The sequence below is a fragment of the Amycolatopsis sp. CFH S0740 genome, from assembly GCF_004522315.1.
GTDB classification, from domain to species: domain Bacteria; phylum Actinomycetota; class Actinomycetes; order Mycobacteriales; family Pseudonocardiaceae; genus Amycolatopsis; species Amycolatopsis nivea.
Genome location: NZ_SDLS01000049.1, coordinates 1 through 19,966, shown reverse-complemented (window position 1 = coordinate 19,966; position 19,966 = coordinate 1). Strand labels below are relative to the sequence as shown.

The 19,966-nt window shown below is 69.8% G+C and carries 16 protein-coding genes; 13 read left to right on the top strand and 3 right to left on the bottom strand.

Annotation, left to right across the window (positions count from 1 at the left end):
• Positions 1-107: 107 nt before the first annotated feature.
• The 5 genes from EIZ45_RS43665 (at position 108) to EIZ45_RS43645 (ending at position 7,488) form a co-directional block, all read left to right on the top strand.
• Positions 108-4,124 (top strand): type VII secretion protein EccC, encoded by a 4,017-nt coding sequence (locus tag EIZ45_RS43665; protein ID WP_037816248.1) that lies wholly within the window; start codon positions 108-110, stop codon positions 4,122-4,124.
• A gap of 40 nt (positions 4,125-4,164) precedes the next feature.
• The gene (locus EIZ45_RS43660) at positions 4,165-6,198 is read left to right on the top strand and encodes a type VII secretion-associated protein (RefSeq protein ID WP_134663749.1); all 2,034 of its coding nucleotides are present in this window, start codon (positions 4,165-4,167) and stop codon (positions 6,196-6,198) included.
• Positions 6,199-6,208: 10 nt separating this feature from the next.
• Complete coding sequence (locus EIZ45_RS43655; RefSeq protein ID WP_037816246.1) at positions 6,209-6,568, top strand: hypothetical protein; 360 nt, start codon at positions 6,209-6,211, stop codon at positions 6,566-6,568.
• A 241-nt stretch (positions 6,569-6,809) separates the two neighbouring features.
• Positions 6,810-7,133: a WXG100 family type VII secretion target gene (locus EIZ45_RS43650; RefSeq protein WP_009072357.1), complete on the top strand. Its 324-nt coding sequence runs from the start codon at positions 6,810-6,812 to the stop codon at positions 7,131-7,133.
• A gap of 64 nt (positions 7,134-7,197) precedes the next feature.
• Complete coding sequence (locus EIZ45_RS43645) at positions 7,198-7,488, top strand: WXG100 family type VII secretion target (RefSeq protein WP_037816245.1); 291 nt, start codon at positions 7,198-7,200, stop codon at positions 7,486-7,488.
• A gap of 160 nt (positions 7,489-7,648) precedes the next feature.
• Here EIZ45_RS43645 and EIZ45_RS43640 read toward each other — a convergent pair whose 3' ends face one another.
• Positions 7,649-8,290 (bottom strand): DUF4333 domain-containing protein, encoded by a 642-nt coding sequence (locus EIZ45_RS43640; protein ID WP_134663750.1) that lies wholly within the window; start codon positions 8,288-8,290, stop codon positions 7,649-7,651.
• Positions 8,291-8,330: 40 nt separating this feature from the next.
• Positions 8,331-9,179: a hypothetical protein gene (locus EIZ45_RS43635; protein ID WP_093572674.1), complete on the bottom strand. Its 849-nt coding sequence runs from the start codon at positions 9,177-9,179 to the stop codon at positions 8,331-8,333.
• A 309-nt stretch (positions 9,180-9,488) separates the two neighbouring features.
• Here EIZ45_RS43635 and rplM point away from each other — a divergent pair, with 309 nt between their 5' ends.
• From rplM to EIZ45_RS43605, 6 genes are all read left to right on the top strand, one after another.
• Positions 9,489-9,941: a 50S ribosomal protein L13 gene (gene rplM, locus EIZ45_RS43630; RefSeq protein ID WP_009072361.1), complete on the top strand. Its 453-nt coding sequence runs from the start codon at positions 9,489-9,491 to the stop codon at positions 9,939-9,941.
• Between the two features lie 11 nt (positions 9,942-9,952).
• The gene (gene rpsI, locus EIZ45_RS43625) at positions 9,953-10,441 is read left to right on the top strand and encodes a 30S ribosomal protein S9 (protein ID WP_037816243.1); all 489 of its coding nucleotides are present in this window, start codon (positions 9,953-9,955) and stop codon (positions 10,439-10,441) included.
• Positions 10,442-10,647: 206 nt separating this feature from the next.
• Positions 10,648-11,985: a phosphoglucosamine mutase gene (gene glmM, locus EIZ45_RS43620; RefSeq protein ID WP_037816242.1), complete on the top strand. Its 1,338-nt coding sequence runs from the start codon at positions 10,648-10,650 to the stop codon at positions 11,983-11,985.
• A 128-nt stretch (positions 11,986-12,113) separates the two neighbouring features.
• Complete coding sequence (locus EIZ45_RS43615; protein ID WP_235146890.1) at positions 12,114-12,428, top strand: hypothetical protein; 315 nt, start codon at positions 12,114-12,116, stop codon at positions 12,426-12,428.
• Positions 12,428-15,085 carry a WXG100 family type VII secretion target gene (locus EIZ45_RS43610; RefSeq protein WP_134663751.1) on the top strand — a complete coding sequence of 886 codons (2,658 nt, stop codon included), beginning with the start codon at positions 12,428-12,430 and terminating at the stop codon, positions 15,083-15,085. The genes EIZ45_RS43615 and EIZ45_RS43610 overlap by 1 nt, the downstream gene beginning before the upstream one ends.
• Before the next feature lie 16 nt (positions 15,086-15,101).
• Positions 15,102-15,551, top strand: coding sequence for a hypothetical protein (locus EIZ45_RS43605; protein ID WP_134663752.1), 450 nt, complete (start codon positions 15,102-15,104; stop codon positions 15,549-15,551).
• Here the strand turns inward: EIZ45_RS43605 and EIZ45_RS43600 are convergent, their stop codons facing one another.
• A complete protein-coding gene (locus EIZ45_RS43600) occupies positions 15,552-16,388 on the bottom strand; it encodes a dienelactone hydrolase family protein (RefSeq protein ID WP_043835277.1) in 837 nt (278 codons plus the stop codon). It lies immediately after the preceding gene.
• A gap of 194 nt (positions 16,389-16,582) precedes the next feature.
• Between EIZ45_RS43600 and glmS the strand changes: the two genes are divergently transcribed.
• Both glmS and EIZ45_RS43590 read left to right on the top strand, forming a co-directional pair.
• Positions 16,583-18,445 (top strand): glutamine--fructose-6-phosphate transaminase (isomerizing), encoded by a 1,863-nt coding sequence (gene glmS / locus EIZ45_RS43595; protein ID WP_043835275.1) that lies wholly within the window; start codon positions 16,583-16,585, stop codon positions 18,443-18,445.
• Between the two features lie 12 nt (positions 18,446-18,457).
• Complete coding sequence (locus EIZ45_RS43590) at positions 18,458-19,903, top strand: NAD(P)H-hydrate dehydratase (protein WP_043835273.1); 1,446 nt, start codon at positions 18,458-18,460, stop codon at positions 19,901-19,903.
• Positions 19,904-19,966 lie beyond the last annotated feature (63 nt).

Genomic DNA, 19,966 nt, shown 5'->3' with positions numbered 1-19,966 from the left:
TGTGAGATGCCGATCCTGGAGTTGGCCGGATTTCCGGGACGACGTTCGATAGGTTGTCCCGCGCACCCGGGTGCAGGCGTCGAGCAGGAATAGAGGGGTCCTTCGAGATGAGCACGCTGCAGTTCAAGAAGTCGCCGCGGCTGGCCGCGCCGCGCCCGCCCGGCGGCGAGGTGCATCTCGAGCCGCCGCCCGAGGTGCCCCGGACGATCCCGGGAAGCATCGTCGCCAAGGCGATTCCCGGCGTGATGATCTTCGCGTCGCTCGGGATGATGGTTTTCATGTTCACGGCGGGCGGCGCGAAAAACCCGACCACGATCATGATGAGCGGCATGATGCTGATGGGCACCGTCGGCATGCTCGCGGGCGGCGGCGGCAAGGGCGGCGGCCAGAAGAAAGCCGAGATGGACGAGGACCGCAAGGACTACCTGCGGTATCTCGGCCAGATGCGCGACCGCGCCCGTGAGGCGATGGTCGACCAGCGCGCGGCGCTCGAATGGGTGCACCCGGACCCGCAGTCGCTGTGGTCGCTCGCGGCCAGCCGCCGGATGTGGGAGCGCAGGCAGAACGACCAGGACTTCCTGCACCTGCGCGTCGGCCGGAGCTCGCACCGCCTCGCCACCCGGCTGGTCCCGCCCCAGACCGGCCCGGTGGACGAACTGGAGCCGATCGCCACCCTCGCGCTGCGCCGGTTCGTGCGCGCGCACTCGATCGTGCCGGACCTGCCCACCCAGATCACCCTCCGCGGGTTCGCGGCGGTCAGCATGCAGGGCGAGCGGCACCGCACCCGCGCGCTGACCCGCGCGATGCTGGCCCAGCTGGTCGCTTTCCACAGCCCGGACGACGTCATGATCGCGGTCGCCACCGCGGGCCGGGCGAAGGAAGAGTGGGAGTGGGCGAAGTGGCTCCCGCACGCCCAGCACCCCACGTTGTCCGACGGCATCGGCCAGCTGCGCATGATGGCGGGCTCGCTCAAGCAGATCGAAGACTGGCTGGACGAGGAGCTGCGCGACCGGCAGCGGTTCTCCCGCAACGCGACGCCCGCTCCGGACCAGCCGCACGTCGTGATCATCATCGACGACGCCGAGGTCACCCGCGAGGAGCAGATCATCCTCGAGGAGGGCCTGGTCGGCGTCACCCTGGTCGACCTTTCCGACTCGATCGGCAACCTCGCCGCGCGGCGCGGCCTGCGGCTCGTGGTCGAGGAGGAGCGGCTCGGCGCGCGCAGCGCGGGCGGGGTCGAGTGGTTCGGCCGCCCGGACAGCCTCAGCGTGGTCGAGGTCGAGGCGCTGGCCCGGCTCATCGCGCCGTACCGCGTCGGCGGGGGCGGCGGAGCGGACGTCAGCGAGGAAGAGCCGCTGCTGTCCAACCCGTCGCTGCTGGAACTGCTCGGCATTCCGGGCGACCCGATGACGTTCGACGTCCAGCAGGCGTGGCGGCCCCGGCCGATCCGCGACCGCTACCGCGTCCCGTTCGGCGTCGGCGAGTACGGCCAGCCGGTGGAACTGGACATCAAGGAAGCCGCGGCCGAGGGCATGGGCCCGCACGGCCTGTGCATCGGAGCGACCGGTTCCGGTAAATCGGAGTTCCTCCGCACGCTGGTGCTGGGCATGCTGGCCACGCACTCGTCGAGCACGCTGAACTTCGTCCTCGTCGACTTCAAGGGTGGCGCGACGTTCCTGGGCCTGGACAAGGCCCCGCACGTGTCCGCGGTCATCACCAACCTCGCGGACGAGGTCACGCTGGTCGACCGCATGAAGGACGCGCTGGCGGGCGAGATGAACCGCCGCCAGGAAGCGCTGAAGAACGGCGGCAACTTCAAGAACGTCTGGGAGTACGAGAAGGCCCGCGAGAACGGCGCCGACCTCGACCCGCTGCCCGCGCTGTTCATCGTCTGTGACGAGTTCTCCGAACTGCTGGCGGCGAAGCCGGACTTCATCGACCTGTTCGTCGCCATCGGCCGGCTGGGCCGGTCGCTGCAGATGCACATGCTTCTCGCGTCGCAGCGGCTGGAAGAGGGCAAGCTGCGCGGTCTCGACTCGCACCTGTCCTACCGGATCGGCCTGAAGACGTTCTCCGCGGCGGAATCCCGCGCGGCGATCGGCGTGCCGGACGCGTTCGAGCTGCCGTCGGTCCCCGGTGGCGGTTACCTGAAGTACGACACCTCGACCCTGGTGCGGTTCAAGGCTTCCTACGTCTCGGGTCCGTACCGGCCCGCGGGCATCAAGGCGGCCGGCCCGGCCGCCACGGTGGTGCGCGCGGACAAGCGGCCGCAGCTGTTCGTGCCGGACTTCGTGGAACTGCCGAAGGAACCCGAGCCGGAACCGGTCGTCGAGGAAGAGGCTCCGAAACAGCAGGAGTCCGAAGAGGCCGTCGAGCCCAGCGAACTGGACGTCATCGTCAGCCGCCTGGTCGGGCAGGGCCCGCCGGCGCACGAGGTGTGGCTGCCGCCGTTGAACGAGCCGAACTCGCTCGACACGATGCTGCCGAACCTCAACCCCACCGACGACCGCGGTCTTTCCCCGGTCGGGTTCTTCGGCAACGGCAGGCTGCAGGTGCCGATGGGCATCGTCGACCGGCCGTACGAGCAGCGGCGCGACCTGCTGTGGGCGGACTTCTCCGGTGCGCAGGGCCACGGTGTCATCGCGGGCGGCCCGCAGTCGGGCAAGTCGACCATGCTCCGGACGCTGATCATGTCGATGGCGCTCACCCACACCCCCGAGGAAGCGCAGTTCTACTGCCTCGACCTCGGTGGCGGTACCCTCGCCGGCCTCGCGGACCTTCCGCACGTCGGCGGGGTCGCGGTGGCCCGGCGCGAGCCGGACAAGGCGCGCCGGATCGTGGCCGAGCTGACCACGCTGCTGACCGAGCGCGAAGGCCGGTTCGGCGCGCTGGGCGTCGACTCGATGACGGAGTTCCGCAACCGGAAGCGCCGCGGCGAGATCACGCCGGAGCAGGACGCGTTCGGCGACGCGTTCCTGATCGTGGACAACTGGCGGGCGCTGCGCGACGACTTCGAGGAGCTCGAGACGTCGATCACCCGGCTGGCCACGCAGGGTCTCGCCTACGGCGTCCACGTGATCATCTCGGCGAACCGGTGGGCCGACCTCCGGCCCGCGATCAAGGACATGCTCGGCACCCGGTTCGAGCTGCGCCTCGGTGACCCGACGGAGTCCGAAATGGACCGCCGGATCGCGGTCAACGTCCCGGCCGGGCGGCCGGGACGCGGGCTCACCCGCGACAAGCTGCACCTGCTCACCGGCCTGCCGCGGATCGACGGGTCGAGCGACCCGGAGACGGTCGCGGCGGGCGTCGCGGACGCGGTCGCGAAGATCCGCGGCGCGTGGCGCGGCCGGGTGGCCCCGCAGGTGCGCCTGCTGCCGGAGATGATCACCTACGAAGAGGTCCTGCGGATCGACCAGAAGCGGGACACGAAGCTCGTCCCGATCGGCGTCAACGAGGAAGACCTGCAGCCGATCTACCTGGACTTCGACGCGGACCCGCACTTCTTCGCGTTCGCCGACGGCGAGTCCGGCAAGACGAACCTGCTGCGGCAGATCGCGCGCGGCATCACCGAGCGCTACACGCCGCAGGAGGCCGTGATCCTGCTGGTCGACTACCGGCGCACGATGCTCGGATTCCTCGAGGGCGATTCGCTGCTCGGCTACGCCGTCTCGTCGGCGCAGCTGGACAGCATGGTCCAGGACGTGCACGGGTCGATGACGCGGCGGCTGCCGGGTCCGGACGTCACCCAGGAGCAGCTGAAGACCCGGTCCTGGTGGACCGGTCCGGAGCTGTTCGTCCTGGTCGACGACTACGACCTGGTGGCGACGCAGTCCACCAACCCGCTCAAGCCGCTGTCGGAGTTCCTCGCCCAGGCGAAGGACGTCGGCCTGCACTTGATCGTGGTCCGGCGCACCGGTGGTGCGTCGCGGGCGGCGTACGACCCGGTCATCGGCAAGCTCAAGGAGCTCGCGGCCACCGGCATGGTGATGAACGGTTCCCGCGACGAGGGCAACCTGATCGGCAACATCCGGCCGAGCGCCATGCCTCCGGGCCGGGGCAACATGCTGAGCCGCAAGAACGGGAAGCAGCTCGTGCAGGTGTCGTGGATCCAGCCCGACTGACCGACCGGGGAGCCGTCGCGGTTGACGGAAGGGGTGCCCGGTGACGGTGCGGGTCGCGGTCGACTTCGGGACCTCGAGCACCTGCGTCGTCGTGTCGGTCAACGGCCGCGAGCCGCAGGTCGTGGTGATCGACGGGCAGCCGCTGATGTCCTCGGCGGTGTACGCGGCGTCCGACGGCACCCTGTTCGTCGGCCAGGAGGCCGAGCGGCAGGCGGCCGTCGACCCGTCGCGGTACGAGCCGAATCCGAAGCGGCGGATCGACGAGGGCGATCTGCTGCTCGGCGATTCGGTGCTGCGGGTCATCGACGTCGTGCACGCGGTGCTGGACCGGGCGGTCGCCGAGGCGCGGCGCGTCGCGGGCGACGTCGAAGTGGACCTGCTGGTGCTCACCCACCCGGCGGACTGGGGCGCGATCCGCACCCGGCTGCTGCGCCAGGCCGCGGGCAGGCTGGCGCGCGAGGTGGCGCTGGTGCCGGAACCGGTGGCCGCGGCGGTGTACCACGCGGCCACCTTCGCCCCGGAGATTTCGCCGGGCGGTCGGACGGTCGAGTTCTCCGGCCGTCCTGGCGACGCGCTGGCGGTGCTCGATCTCGGCGGCGGCACGGTCGACGTCAGCGTCGTCCAGCGGTCGCCGGAGGCAGCGCGCGCGGCCCGCGTGCCGGGTGCGCCCCCGCAGCGGGGCGGGTTCCAGGTGCTGGCCACGCGAGGCGATCCGAGCTTCGGCGGGGCCGACATCGACCAGGCGTTGCTGGAGCACGTCGGGTCGCTGGTGTCCGGCACGGATCCGCAGGCTTGGCAGCAACTCGTCGAAGGCCGCGAGCTGGCTGAGCGCCGGCGGCGCCGGGTGCTGCGCCAGGACGTCCGAGGTGCCAAAGAAACGCTGTCGCGGCACACGTACACCGATGTGCCGTTGCCGCCGCCGTTCGCGGACGCGCACGTGACGCGGGTGGACCTGGAACGGCTGATCGCGGCTCCGCTCGGCCGGGTGGTCGAGCTGACCAGTGCCGCGATCGCGGATTCCGGCCTGCGCCCCAAACAGCTCGCGGCGATCTTCCTCGTCGGCGGTTCGAGCCGGATCCCGATGATTTCCCGGCTCGTGCACGAGCGCACCGGCGTGGTGCCGACGAGCCTGGACCAGCCCGAGACGGTCGTGGCACGCGGCGCGCTCCGGGCGGTGCTGCTGGAACCGGACCGCACCGGCGTGCTGCCCGGTTCGTCGATCCCGGGGCACTCGGAGCACCGCACCGAGATCGTCCGAGGAGACGCGCCGATCCGCCGTGGTCCGCCGCCGGCACCGAACGCACTGAACGCGCCGCCGCGGAGTGCTCCGGCGCAGCCGTTGCCGCCGCGGGGGTTCTCGCCCGCAGATCCGGCGAGGGGGCCGCAAAGCGCGCCGTTCGGCGTCGCGGTGCCCGCCGGGCCGAGTCCATTGCAGACTGGACCGGGCAAGAACTCGTTGGGGCAGAACAGTTCCGCGAACGGCGGGTTCACCGCTCCCGGCGCGGACGCCGCGGGCGACTCCGGCGGAAAGGCGAAGAAACGCCGTCGGCTGTGGTTGATCACCGCGGCGGTGGCGGTCGTGGCGCTGATCGCGGGCGGAGTCGTCTACTTCGTCAGCAGCGGAGACAGCTCCGATCAAGGCCGTTCGTTCTCCCAGTACGACTTCAGCCTCGTCGCGCCCAACGACTGGATCCAGACCACCGACGAGGTCGCCGACCGGCAGGTCATCCTGCACCCGCAGGACGCCGACAAGGGCAACGATCTCGTGCTCGCGCAGGAGTTCGTGATGGACTACGACGCGACGGCCGACCGGCAGAAACTCGTCGACGCCTTGCGGTCCGGGGTCAGCGGAAACGCGAACTACACTGCGTTCCAGCCTGATCTGACTTACGGTGGCCGGAACGTGATCGGCTACGTCGAGAGCAAACCGGAACGGATTACCGTCCGCTGGTATGTGCTCGTGCAGGGCCGGATCCGCGTGCACGTCGGCTGCCAGTACCAATCACCCGCGGTGCAGCAGCGCGTCGACGCCGCGTGCGAGCAAGTGGTGCGCACGCTGAAGATCACCAGCTGAAGGAGCATCTGTGGCCTCCGAACCGGAATCCGCGCCGGCGGCCTTCACCCGAGCCGGACAGGACGCCGTCACCTTCTCGCGCCGCGTCGCGGGCACCGCGCTCGCGCGCAGCGAACGGCACCGCAATGAGAACCGGGAATTGCTGAAGGAGTTCGGCAGGCGGCGGCTTTCCGGCGCCGCGGAACCCGCGCCGTCCGCGTTGCGCGGGGCCGCCCGCCGGTTCCGTGCGGCCCGCGGATTGCCGATGCCGGCCGAGCCCGTCGCGCCCGAGCCGGTTCCCCTTCGTCCGGAGATTCCGCCCGAACAGACACGGACGAGTGAAGAGGACGAGGACTTTTCGCAGTCGCGAATCATGAGCCGGGACTCCTGAAAGTTTCCGGGAACCGGCTGTGCGTGTGCTAACCACGCTGGTGGACAAGGTTTTTTCGGGGTCGCCGGCACGCCGTTCACCCGGCCGTTGCCGACCGGTTCCCTGATGGCGCGTTCACGCAAGCAACTACTTGCGAAGAAGTCGCGACAAGTGTGAACCGAACTGGCAATGTCTTCGTCGTAGGTGCAGTGCCGGAAACACCAGCCGGCGCGCACAACCACTGACGAAGGGGGTAGCTCCCATGGCTGCTGGCGGTTTCACTGGGGATCCGAAGGAATTCACCGCGGCGGAAGGGCGCGTCGTCGACGCGACCAGCCGGATGAACAAGAACCTGAGCGACCTGCGCTCCAACATCGAAGCGACCCGCGCGGGCTGGGAAGGCGACGCCCAGCGTGCCTTCGACAACGTCATGCGCCGCTTTGACGACTGCGGTCGCGGCCTGAACGACGCGCTGCACCGCATCGGTGAGCTGCTCCAGGAAGCGGGATCCACCTACGCCAAGAGCGAAGCGGCTCAGCACGAGCACATCAACTCGCTCAACAAGGGCTTCGGCGTTCTCGGCTGATCCAGTTCTTTTCCGTTCCAGATTCGCCTCCATCTTTCATTCTTTCTTCTGACAGGAGTTCGACATGCCTGACGGCCGCATTGTTGTTGATCCGGGTACCATCCACCGCGCCGCTGAGGACTGCACCGCCACCGGTGGCGAGCTGCGCACCCTCTTCGACAACCTGCAGAGCGACCTCGCTCCGCTGACCAACAGCTGGACCGGTGAAGCGAAGGACCAGTACCACCAGGCCCAGAACGAGTGGAACCAGAAGTTCGAGGAGTTCGGTCAGCTTCTCGCGCAGATCGCCGCTGTGCTGCCGCAGATCGCGGACGGCTACACGGCGACGGACCGCTCGGTGCAGAACCTGTTCTGAGCCAAGCTCCGAAACCACGGCGGGCCAGGCACCTTCGGGTGTCGGCCCGCCGTTTTCGTTTTCGGGAAAGGCTTTCGCCGGGGGGCGATGGAATATTCTGGCTAGCCGCCGAGTGCGCTGCCCCGGCTGAAAGCTCCGGTTCCGGAACGACCCTCGCTGCTCAGTGCGGAGCGCCGACGGAATATTCTGGCTTGTCGTTGAGCACGCGCACGGTGACCTTCTTCGGCTGTCCGCCGACCTGCACTGTGCAGTCGAAAGTGGTGCCGTTCTCGATCGTCTGGCCGGAGGGGCAAGCGACGTTCTTCACGTCCGGCTCGCCGTAGCTCTCGTTGAGAACTCGGGAAACGCCTTCCTGCAACGACTTCTGGTCAAGGGTGTCCCCGCGGAACACTCCGGTCGCCCACGCGATCCCGCCCGCCGCGGCGAGCACCACAACGACCGCTCCGGCGATCAGGAACGGTTTCTTCGACCGCGGTTTTCCCGGCTTGGCAGAGGAAAACGCGCCGAGCCCGCCGTATTCGGATGGCTGGAACCCGCCGCCGTAAGGGTTTCCTCCCGACGGCTGCTGCGCCGGGGTCGGCTGGCTCTGCGGCTGACCGTAGGGCGGATAACCCTGCTGCGGATACTGCGACGGTGGGTACTGCCCCTGCGGAAACTGTTGCTGCGCCGGAGGTTGTGCCCACTGCCCTTGCTGTCCGGAACTGTCCACTCCGGACGGATAACCCTGCTGCTGCGGCGCGTTCGTCCCCGGCTGCCACCACTGCGGCTGCCCCTGCGGGTACTGGTCGGGAGGCTGGGTCATCAGTGCTCACCTCGGAGATCGATCGGCGGAAGGGCGCGCATCAGCGACCCTGCAGTTCGCCGAGCCTGCGGTAGAAGTCCTGTTTGGCCGCGTCGTCCGCGAGGACGGTGACCTGCGAGGCGTCCGGCACCGTCGGCAGGTCCGAGGAGGTGGCCTCTCCGGTGAACTTGAACTCGTAGCGCAGTTCGACCTTGTGCCCGTCGCCCTCGAACTTGGCTCCCATGGTGAACGCGGCGAGCGAGCCGTCCGGCTTGAGCGTGATCGTGCTCGGCACGACTGCCTTGCGCAGTTCCGGCCCGACCTGGTTGAGCACCTTGTCCGGGAGCAGTTCGACGCGCCGGTCGAGGAAGATCGGGAACGGCACGTTCACGGTCAGCTGCTCGGTGCCGTCCGCGGAGCTCTTGGCGCCGCGCAGCGCTTTCTTGTCCGCCTTGTACGCGCTGTCGACCGCGTCGCCCATCTTGCACGCGATCTGCACCCCGCCCCACGCGCACGGCTGGACGAGCCCGGCCTCCGGCTTGGGCATCGATACCCACGGCGTCGGCGCGAGCGTTTTGTAGGCCGGGCCGAGGTAGAGGTACTCGACGGCGCCGTCGGCCGGGGTGAACGAGTCGAGGAACTCGTTGGGGTTCTTCTGCGACCGGTTGTGCACGATCCGGCTCTCCGGGCTGCCGGTGCGCGCGGAGGTGACGATGTTGTGCAGGTACTTGTCGTCGAACTTGAAGTACCGGTCCGCGGAGTTGGTCACATTGCGCGGCTCGACGATCGTGTCCGCGAGCTTCGACATGGCCTTCTCGAACTTCGCGCCGACGTACGCGGCGGCCTGGTCGCCGTCGGGCAGCGCGGTGCCGGCGCGGGCCTGCCCGCACGCGGTCGCGAGAGCCAGCACGGCGGCGACGGCTCCCGCTGTCCGTGCGGCTCGGATCGTCCTCGCTCGTGTCTTCAACTGCTGTCCCCAGGTGCTCGTCGTGCTCGCGCGTCCGCGCGTCGGAATCGTCTCATCCTGGTTCGACCCGCGCGGCGGCGTGGTGGTTCCGGGAACCGGTCGGGTACGCTGTGACCGGCCGACGAGGCGCCTTCGCACCCCCGCTGCACAAGAGGCGGGACCACAGGGGTATCTTCATATGTCGTTGTGCGTTGCGGCGCGTCAGCGCTCGGCCCGCACATTACCCACACGCAATGACGACGAGGTAGACCCTTGCCCACGTACAGCCCCAAGCCCGGCGACGTCACTCGTGCCTGGCACGTGATCGACGCCGAGGATGTCGTGCTCGGACGGCTCGCGACCGAGGTCGCCACGCTGCTGCGCGGCAAGCACAAGCCGACCTACGCCCCGCACGTGGACACCGGTGACTTCGTCATCATCGTCAACGCCGAGAAGGTCGCTCTCACCGGTAACAAGCGCGAGCAGAAGTTCGCGTACCGGCACAGCGGTTACCCCGGCGGTCTGCGGAAGCGCTCCTTCGGCGAGCTGCTCGACACCAAGCCTGAGCACCTCGTTGAGAAGGTGGTCAAGGGCATGCTGCCGAAGAACAAGCTCGGCCGCGCCATGGCCAAGAAGCTGAAGGTGTACGCCGGCCCGCAGCACCCGCACGCCGCGCAGCAGCCGCAGGCGCGCGAGATCACCAAGATCGCGCAGGTCGCGCAGTGAGTGAGGAACAGTTGACCAGCACCGAGACCGAGGTCGTCGCTTCGACCGAGACCCCCGCCGAGGCCGTGGCGACCAGCGAGTCCGCCGCCGCCCCGCGCCCGTCGCGTGCCGCCGGTGGCAACGCGCAGACGGTCGGCCGCCGCAAGGAGGCCGTGGTCCGCGTCCGCGTCGTGCCGGGTACCGGTGAGTTCAAGCTCAACGGCAAGTCGCTCGAGCAGTACTTCCCGAACAAGGTGCACCAGCAGCTCATCAAGGAGCCGCTCGTCACCGTCGAGAAGCCGGACTCCTTCGACATCTTCGCCAACCTCAAGGGCGGCGGGATCTCGGGCCAGGCGGGCGCGCTGCGTCTCGCCATCGCCCGTGCGCTGGTCGAGGTCGACGCCGACGACCGCCCGGCCCTGAAGAAGGCCGGCTTCCTGACCCGTGACGCGCGCGCCACGGAGCGGAAGAAGTACGGCCTCAAGAAGGCCCGCAAGGCCCCGCAGTACTCCAAGCGCTGATTTTCGCGCCTGGCGCAACCCCGGAAGCGCCCATCCGTCCATCGGATGGGCGCTTCCGGCGTTTTCCGGGCTGGTTGATGCGTTTTCCGCCGCCGGCACGACTCTCTTGGGGTAGGGCAGGGGATCACCCCTGCCGGGTCCGGCGCTAGGTTTGTCGAGGCCCGGCGCGCCCCGAGGCCGGTGAATCAAGGGACAAGGAGGTCGAGATGGCTCGACTGTTCGGCACCGACGGGGTACGCGGTCTGGCCAATGCCGACCTGTCCCCGGAGCTGGCCCTGTCGGTCGCGGCGAGCGCCGCCCGAGTGCTGGCGGCGCACGACCGTTCGCACCGTCCGGTGGCCGTGGTCGGCCGCGACCCGCGCGCCAGCGGCGAGATGCTGGAGGCCGCCGTGGTGGCGGGCCTCGCGTCGGCCGGTGCGGACGTCCTGCGGCTCGGCGTGCTGCCGACGCCCGCCGTCGCGTACCTCGTCGGTGCGCTGGAGGCGGACCTCGGCGTGATGATCTCCGCCTCGCACAACCCCATGCCGGACAACGGCATCAAGCTCTTCGCCGCCGGCGGGCACAAACTGCCGGACAGCATCGAGGACGAGATCGAATCCGGCCTCGACGCGACCGGCGTCACCCGCCCGACCGGCGACGGGGTCGGCCGCGTCACCGACGTCCCGGACGCGCTCGACAAGTACATCGAGCACCTGGTCGCCGCGACGCCGCATCCGCTGGCCGGCCTGAAGGTCGTGGTGGACTGCGCGAACGGCGCGTCGTCCGCGGCCGCCCCGGAGGCGTACCGCCGGGCAGGCGCCGAGGTCGTGGCCCTGCACGCGGAGCCGGACGGCATCAACATCAACGACAGCTGTGGCTCAAACCACCCTGACCTGCTGCGCGCGGCAGTCGTCGAACACGGCGCCGACCTCGGCATCGGCCACGACGGAGACGCCGACCGCTGCGTGGCCGTCGACGCCGCGGGCGAACTGGTGGACGGCGACCAGATCATGGCCGTCCTGGCGCTGGCGCTGGCCGAAGAGGGCGCGCTGGTGAAGGACACCCTGGTCGCGACTGTGATGAGCAACCTCGGCCTGCACCTGGCGATGAAGGCACACGGCATCACGGTCGTCACGACCGCGGTGGGTGACCGCTACGTGCTGGAGGAACTGCGCGCCTCGGGCCTGGCCCTCGGCGGCGAACAGTCCGGCCACGTGGTCCTCCCCGCCCACGCCACCACCGGCGACGGCCTCCTGACCGCGATGCGCCTGATGGCCCGGATGGCCGCGACGGGCAAACCGCTCGCCGAACTGGCCGCGGTGATGAACCGGCTGCCGCAAGTCCTGGTCAACGTCCCGGTCGCGGACAAAGCGGCGGTGGCAGGCTCGGCTGAAGTCCGCGACGCGGTCGGCGAGGTCGAAGCGGAACTCGGCGAGGAGGGGCGGGTTCTGTTGCGTCCGTCGGGAACCGAGCAGCTGGTGCGGGTCATGGTCGAAGCCCCGGCCCACGCCACGGCCCAGGCCGCGGCGGACCGGCTGGCTGGAGTCGTGTCCGCGGTCTCCTGACCGAACTGCCCGAATCGCTGCGCCCCTCGTCACTCTCCGGGTACATTCCGTAGACGAGTGTCCGGCACCGCCGACGGCTTCCGTGCGTCCAAGGTCCGGAAAAACTCGGCAGTCGAGGAGGGGCGAGCGTGGGGAACCGACAGAACGTCGATCCGCAGATGCTGGAAACGGCGGGCGGATTTGTCCGGGACGCGGCGAAGGACCGTCTGCAGACGACGCTGCCCGCGTTGAAGCAGATGCAGATCACCGAGGCGGACTTCGGGCGCAAGCACCACGGCTCGTTCCAGCTGTACAAGACCGGCATCGAAGCGGTCGGCAAATGCGTCGACAGCTACGTGAAGGCGTCTGAGGACTTCGGGAACAACCTCGGGTCGGCGAGCAAGAAGTACACCGCCAACGAGGCGAGCAGCTCGGATTCCATCACGAAGAGCGGCAAACGCTGATGGCCGAGCGCAACGGGACTATCCCGTCCTTCCAAGAGTTCCAGCAGTTGATGAACGACCCCAGCGTTCCCGATAACACCAAACGGGGTCTGGCGCTTCGCTACTTCGACTACGTCGAGGACGAAGAAGAAGAGGGCGACGCGCAGAGTTACGGCTTCCAAGGGGACGAGGACCGCAACCACTGGCGGGACTTCTACAAGAAACGGTTCAACATCTCCGAAGGGGATATGGACTGGGAGACGTCGAGCGCTGGCGACGTCGACAAGTGGTACAGCATGGCGAAGGGCGACGCCGACAAAGGCGCGAAGGCTGCGCAGGACAAGCAGCAGCAGGCGGTCGACGGCGACAAGCAGAAGCTGAAGGACCAAGGGGCCAAGAACACTGACACCGACCCGGGTGTCGCGAACTCCAACGAGATCCTCGACCTCGGCGTCTCGGGTCTGCAGCCGTTCCGGAACCTGCTGCCCCTCTACAACCGCGCCCGCGGTCTCGTCGCGCAGAACCTGCCGGAGCACCCGTTCCAGCCGCACGTCGGCGACCCGTTCGACGAGCAGCGGGACATCCCGTTCGACAAGTTCAAGGCCGCTGCCAAGGAATTGACGGACGTCAACGCGTCCATTGTGGACGCCGCGGCCGACCAGGACAACCGGATGGCGACCGTGTTCGCCAACTGGTCGGGCAACGCGCGGGATTCGGCTCAGCAGTCCTGGAAGGGGATCACCGACGGCACCAAGGCCGTCGAGCAGACCCTGAAGGACGGGGCGGGCCTGATCGACCGCAGCATCGCCTCGATCGCGAAGCTGATCCGGGCGAAATGCCAGTGGCTGCAGGAGTACTACATCACCGAGTACCCCACCAAGGGGCAGTTCTCGCCCGGCGACATCGATCGGTTGATCCGGGTCGCCGAGATGGGCCGCAACGCGAGTGACGACGACTTCAAGCACTTCGTCCGGTTCATGCCCGAAGACTTGAAGAACACCGTCAACGGAGACAAGTGCGACCTCGGCGACGACACCAAGGACGCCGGGCAGGAGTGGGCCAAGAAGTGGCTCGCCGGGTTCTGCGGGTTCATGGACAAGCACGTCACGAACTGGCAGCAGGTCTGCGAGCACACGCGCACGAGCGTCGACCAGGTGTGGAACGAGCTGGGCGCTTCGCTGGGCAAGGCTCGCGAGGATCTCTTCACCACGTCGTCGAAGCCCGCTGACCAGGGCGGCGGCAAGCAGTCCGACGGGGGCGGCCAGCAGACCACGCCGTCGTCCTCCGGCGGCGGTGGCAAGGACTCGGGAATGCCGAGCACCGGCGGCTCCGGGCCGACCCCGGCCGCGGCGCAGACGCCCAAGATGCCGGAGACTCCGCAAACCCAGCCGCAGTCGGCGGAGGGGCTCAACCCGGTCACTCACCAGCCGCTCGAGGTCGATCCGAAGACCGGGCAGCCGTATCCGATCGACCCGAAGACGGGCGCGGCGCTCAAGCCCGAAGAGCCCGAGACGATGACCGTCGAGCACGACGGGCACAAGATCTCCATGTCCGAACCCGGCAAGGACGGGCACATGGGGATCAGCGTCGACGACGGCACGGGCAAGCAGAAGACCTACGACCTCGACTTCGGCGACCAGGCAAAGCCGGACGCGACGCAGCCGCCGGGGACCCCGGTGCCCGGGCAGCAGCACCCGGACCCGGCGACCGGGTTCGGACCGCAGGGCCACGACGGTGCGCAAAGCCACGACGGTGCGCAAGGGACCAGCCAGGGCCACGACGGAACCCCGGGCCAGGACGCCGCGAAGAACCAGGACGGCGCGCAGAAGTACCAGCCGGGTCCGGACGGCAAGATCCACATCCAGGACGGCAAGCTGTCGATCGTGGCCGAACGGCCGTCTGGAGCCGACGGCCCGACGGTCGTGACGATCGACGACGGCTCGGGCCATCCCACGAAGTACACCCTCGGTGACGACGGTGCGCTCAACCCCAGCGGCCACACCGCCGGCGGTGGAGCCGCGGTCGGCGGGCAGGCTACTCCGGGCGGACCGACGCCTCCCGGAACGCCGGTGCCGGACGCAGCGGCAGCAGCGGGCCAGCCGGTCGCCGCTGCCGCGAACCAGGCTGTCCCGGACCAGGTCGCCGCGCAGGGCCACCAGATCGTTCCCGAGCAGCCCGCCGCGCAGAGCCACCAGGCTGCTCCTGACCAGCCCGCTGCGCAGGAGCACCGGATCGTCCCGGGCCAGCCGCCGTCGCACGAACTGCCGGTGACTCACGAGCCAGCGAGCGCGCCCGCCGCGGCGGCGTCGGGACCGGACGAGTCGACTACCGCCCAATCGGTGCTCGACCCGTTCTCCTCCGACCCCGGCATCGGCACCGTTCCGCACGACGGCCTCGGCGACACCGCCGACCCGATGGCCGCTTCGGCAGGCGACGCTCCGCCGACCGACACCTCGCAGCTCGGTACCGCGCCGGTGCACCACGACGCGACCGGTTCCGGCACTCCGGCCATGATGGGCGGGGGCATGATGGGCGGGCTCGGCAACGCGCCGGGCGGCGGACAGGAGCAGGAACGTTCGTCGAGCGCGTACCGGGTCGACGGCGGTCTTTTCGGTTCGCAGTCCAACTCGAACCGGATCAGCGGGTCGTTGCTCGACGACGATCAGCCTGGCCGTTAGGACGGGGGAGGACGCGGTGAGCAGCGAAGACCTGGGGGCGGGATTCCGCCACAAGATGGCTCAGATCGAACGCGAGGCGGAGGAACGGCTCGCGTTGATCGGCAGCCGGGTCCGGAAAGACCTCAAGGAAAGCAAAGAGGCCAGCGACAAGCAGTTGCGCACGGTCGGCCAGGTGATCGTCCGCGTGCAGGAGAGCGCTCGTCGCGCGGCGAAGGCCGGCGGCTGGGTGATGGAGTCGACGGTCGGCGACAAGGCCAAGGGCGAGGTCAGCTTCGGTTTCGAAGACGACGAAGCGGAGAAGGAACGTCGCGCTGACTACCCGGCGGCCGAGCCTGCTCCGCAGCGGCCGAGCACGCCTCCGCCGGCTCCCGCTCCGGCACCGCCCGCGGCTCCGTCGGGGCGGCATCGTCGCGGCGTGCACCACGACGAGGACGACTTCACGAACACCGACTGGTTGGCTACCTGATCAGGCAGCCGGTTCCTCGTCCTCAGGAACCTCGATCGGCGCCCGCTTTACATCCGCGTCCAGCAGCGGCAGGTACTTGTCCGTCCCCGTCAAATGCGTGAGAAAGAACGCAGTGAACAGCGCCTTCGTCAGCTGCTGAGTCGCCCGCTGCGGTTTGCCCTGCAGCAGCAGCTGGCTCCAGTGCCGGCCCTCGGTCACCGCGAGGTGGGATGACTTCGCCAGCGTCCGCAGTTGCACCGGACCGGCCCACGCCTGGGCGATCGCGTCCGCGTGGCCGACTGCCGGGGCGACCAGGTCGCCGTCCACGGCCAGGTGCAGGCCGGGGGCGCTGATCAGCTTCGCGGCGTCCGTCGCGGGCGGGAAGGTCTGTGCCGCGGCTACCGTCGCCACCGCGCGGACCTTCGGGCGGGCGTCGTCGCCTGCTCCGGCGGACTGGGCGGCTGCCAGCACTGCCGAACCGCCGCCGGTGGAGTGGCCTGCCAGGCCCAGTTTCTCCGGGTCGACGCTGATGCCGTCCGGGCCGAGGCGGACCGTGGTGACGACGTCGAGCGTCGTCAGCAGGTCGCCGGCCAGCAGGCGGTGCGACGGGAGCGGGCCGAGCTGGGTCGCGGGGGCCGCGGCGACCACTCCCCAGCTCGCGAGGTGGCGCAGCAGCTGCCGGTAGCGGGTGGCCGGCTGCATCCAGCCGTGCCCGAACGCGATGGCGGGCAGGCCAAGGCCTTGGCGCGGGGTGAACACGACGCCGGGCAGTCCGACCAGGGCGAGGTTGCCGCGCACAACCTCGTGGGGTCCCGGGTGGGACAGCTCCGTGAGCAGCTGCTTGGGCTTGCTGGCCATGCGCGTGACCTTACTGCCCGTGCCCCTCCCCGGCCCGGTGCGCCACCCCGATCGGTTTAGGGGTCGGCCGCCACACTGCGCGAAGACCCGGTCAACGGTTGTCCGGGACGTCGCCCGCCCAGCTCAGCGGCACTGAAAACCCCGCTCTAGGGACCGGAGTAGGGGACTGGACTTGTCTCGTTACGCTAGTTCGCGTGTGTGGAATCGTGGGATACGTCGGACACCGCCCGGCTCTGGACGTCGTGCTCGGTGGGCTCCGCCGCATGGAATACCGGGGCTACGACTCGGCGGGCGTGGCGGTGCTGGACGGCGCCGGCGCGCTGACCGTCGAGCGCAAGGCCGGCCGGCTGGCCAATCTGGAGGCCCGGCTCGACGAGGTCGGCCGCGACGCGTTCGAGGGCACCGCGGGCATGGGCCACACCCGCTGGGCCACGCACGGGGCTCCGATCGACCGCAACTCGCATCCCCACCGGGACACCGCCGGCCGCGTCGCGGTGGTGCACAACGGGATCATCGAGAACTTCGCCGCCCTGCGCGCCGAGCTCGAGGCCGCGGGCATCGAGATGGCCAGCGACACCGACACCGAGACCGCCGCGCACCTGGTTTCCCTCGCCTACGCCGAGGGCGACACCAAGGGTGACCTGCCGGCCAGCGTCGCCGCGGTGTGCCGTCGGCTGGAGGGCGCGTTCACCCTCGTTGTGACGCACGCGGACGAGCCGGACACGATCGTCGCCGCGCGCCGGTCGTCGCCGCTGGTGGTCGGGGTCGGCGAGGGCGAGCACTTCGTCGCGTCCGACGTCGCGGCGTTCATCGAGCACACCCGCGAGGCCGTCGAACTGGGCCAGGACCAGCTGGTCGTCATCACCCGCGACGGCTACCAGGTCACCGACTTCCACGGCGACGCCGCGCAGGCCAAGCCGTTCACCGTCGACTGGGACCTGTCGGCCGCCGAGAAGGGCGGCCACGAATACTTCATGCTCAAGGAGATCGAGGAGCAGCCGGAGGCGCTGGCGAACACGCTGCGCGGGCACTTCGAGGCCGGCCGGATCATCCTCGACGAGCAGCGCATTTCCGACCAGGACCTGCGCGACGTCGACAAGGTCTTCGTCATCGCCTGCGGTTCGGCCTATCACTCCGGGCTCGTCGCGAAGTACGCCATCGAGCACTGGTGCCGGCTGCCGGTCGAGGTGGAGCTGGCCTCGGAGTTCCGCTACCGCGACCCGGTTCTCGACCGCGACACGCTCGTTGTCGCCGTCTCCCAGTCCGGCGAGACCGCGGACACCCTCGAAGCCGTGCGGCACGCGCGCGAGCAGAAGGCCCGCGTCCTGGCGGTCTGCAACACCAACGGCGCGCAGATCCCGCGCGAGTCCGACGCCGTGCTGTACACGCACGCCGGGCCGGAGATCGGGGTCGCGTCGACCAAGGCGTTCCTCGCGCAGATCGCCGCGAACTACCTCGTCGGCCTCGCGCTGGCGCAGGCGCGCGGCACGAAGTACCCGGACGAGGTCGCCCGCGAGTTCGCCGAGCTGGAAGCGATGCCGGCCGCGGTGCAGAAGGTGCTGTCCACTGTGGAGCCGACCCGCGAGATCGCGCGGCGGATCTCCGACTCGCGCGCGGTGCTGTTCCTCGGCCGCCACGTCGGGTTCCCGGTGGCGCTGGAAGGCGCGCTGAAGCTGAAGGAACTCGCGTACATGCACGCGGAGGGCTTCGCGGCGGGCGAACTGAAGCACGGTCCGATCGCGCTGATCGAGGAGGGCCTTCCGGTCGTCGTCGTGATGCCGTCGCCGAAGGGCCGCGCGGTGCTGCACTCGAAGCTGGTGTCGAACATCAGCGAGATCCAGGCGCGGGGCGCGCGCACGATCGTGATCGCCGAGGAGGGCGACGAGACCGTGCGCCCGTTCGCCGACGAACTCATCGAGGTGCCCGCGGTGCCGACGCTGCTGCAGCCGCTGGTTTCCACCGTTCCGCTGCAGGTGCTTGCCGCGGAGATCGCGAGTTCGCGCGGGTACGACATCGACAAGCCGCGTAACCTGGCGAAGTCCGTCACCGTGGAGTAGGGAGCCGCCGCCGTGCAGGGAATCTGGACTACAGAACGGATTCGCGCGGCGGAGGACCTGCTGCTCGCGCGCACTCCGGACGGCGAGCTGATGCGCCGGGCCTCCTTCGGCCTCGCCGCCGAAGTGGCCGGGTTGCTGGCTGAGGACACTGGCGGTGTCTCCGGTCGGCGGGTGGTGCTGCTGGTCGGCTCGGGCAACAACGGCGGCGATGCCTTGTGGGCTGGCGCTTTCCTGCGTCGGCGCGGGGTCGCGGTGGCTGCGGTATTGCTGAAGCCGGAGAAGGCTCATCCGGCGGGATTGGCCGCACTGCGGCGATCCGGCGGGCGCGTGGTGTCCATAGCGGACAGTCCACAGTGGATCGAGCGGGCGGATGTCGTCGTGGACGGCATCGTCGGCATTTCGGCTCGCGGCCCGTTGCGTCCGGAAGCGGCCGAGCTGGTCGCGCGGATCGAAGCGCCGGTGGTGGCGGTGGATCTGCCGAGCGGCGTCGATCCGGACACCGGCGCGGTCGACGGCCCGCACGTCACCGCCGCGCGCACGGTCACTTTCGGGGCGCTCAAGCCCGTGCACGTGCTGGCCCCGGAGGAATGCGGCGAGGTCGTGCTGGTGGACATCGGCCTGCGGCCCTGGCTGAACGAACCGGATCTGCACCGCCTTGACCTGGCCGACGTCGCCGAGGCGTGGCCGATCCCCGGTCCGGAAGACGACAAATACACCCAGGGCGTAGTCGGGATCGCGGCCGGATCGGCGACCTACCCCGGCGCGGCGGTGCTCGCGTCCGGTTCCGCGGTGCGTGCGACGGCGGGCATGGTCCGCTACGCCGGACACGCCGCGGACGTCGTGCGCTCGCGCTGGCCGGAGATCGTCGCGACCGGCTCGGTCACCGACGCGGGCCGGGTGCAGGCGTGGGTGGTCGGCCCGGGCATCGGCACTGGCGGCGAGGGCCGCGAGATCCTGCGGCACATCCTCGGCCAGGGCCTCCCGGTGTGCGCGGACGCCGACGCCACCACGATCATCGCGAACACTCCCGAAGTCCTCGACGCCCGCGACCCGGACACTCCGCTCGTGCTCACCCCGCACGCCGGCGAGTACGAACGCCTCATGGGCCGCCGCCCAGGCGCGGATCGGGTCGCCGCGGCGCGGGAAGCGGCGAAGAAGTACGACGCTGTCGTGCTGCTGAAGGGCCATTGCACCGTCGTTGCCGCTCCGGACGGCCGCGTCGCGGTGAACACCCCGCGCGGGTCGTGGCTGGCCACCGCTGGTTCCGGCGACGTGCTGACCGGCCTGGTCGGGTCGCTGCTGGCTGCCGGACTCGATCCGTGGCTGGCCGCCGCGGCTGCTGCTCAGGTGCACTCGCTGGCGGGTGCGCTCGCCGCGGAGGACGTGCCGACGTCGGCGTCCGGTCTGGTGGACGCCATCCCCGCCGCGCTCCGGCTGATCCGCGCGACCGCACCCTGACCCGGCGCTGGCTCGCTCCAGTTGACGTACGTGAGGGCCACCCTGAGGGAATCTGATTCCCTC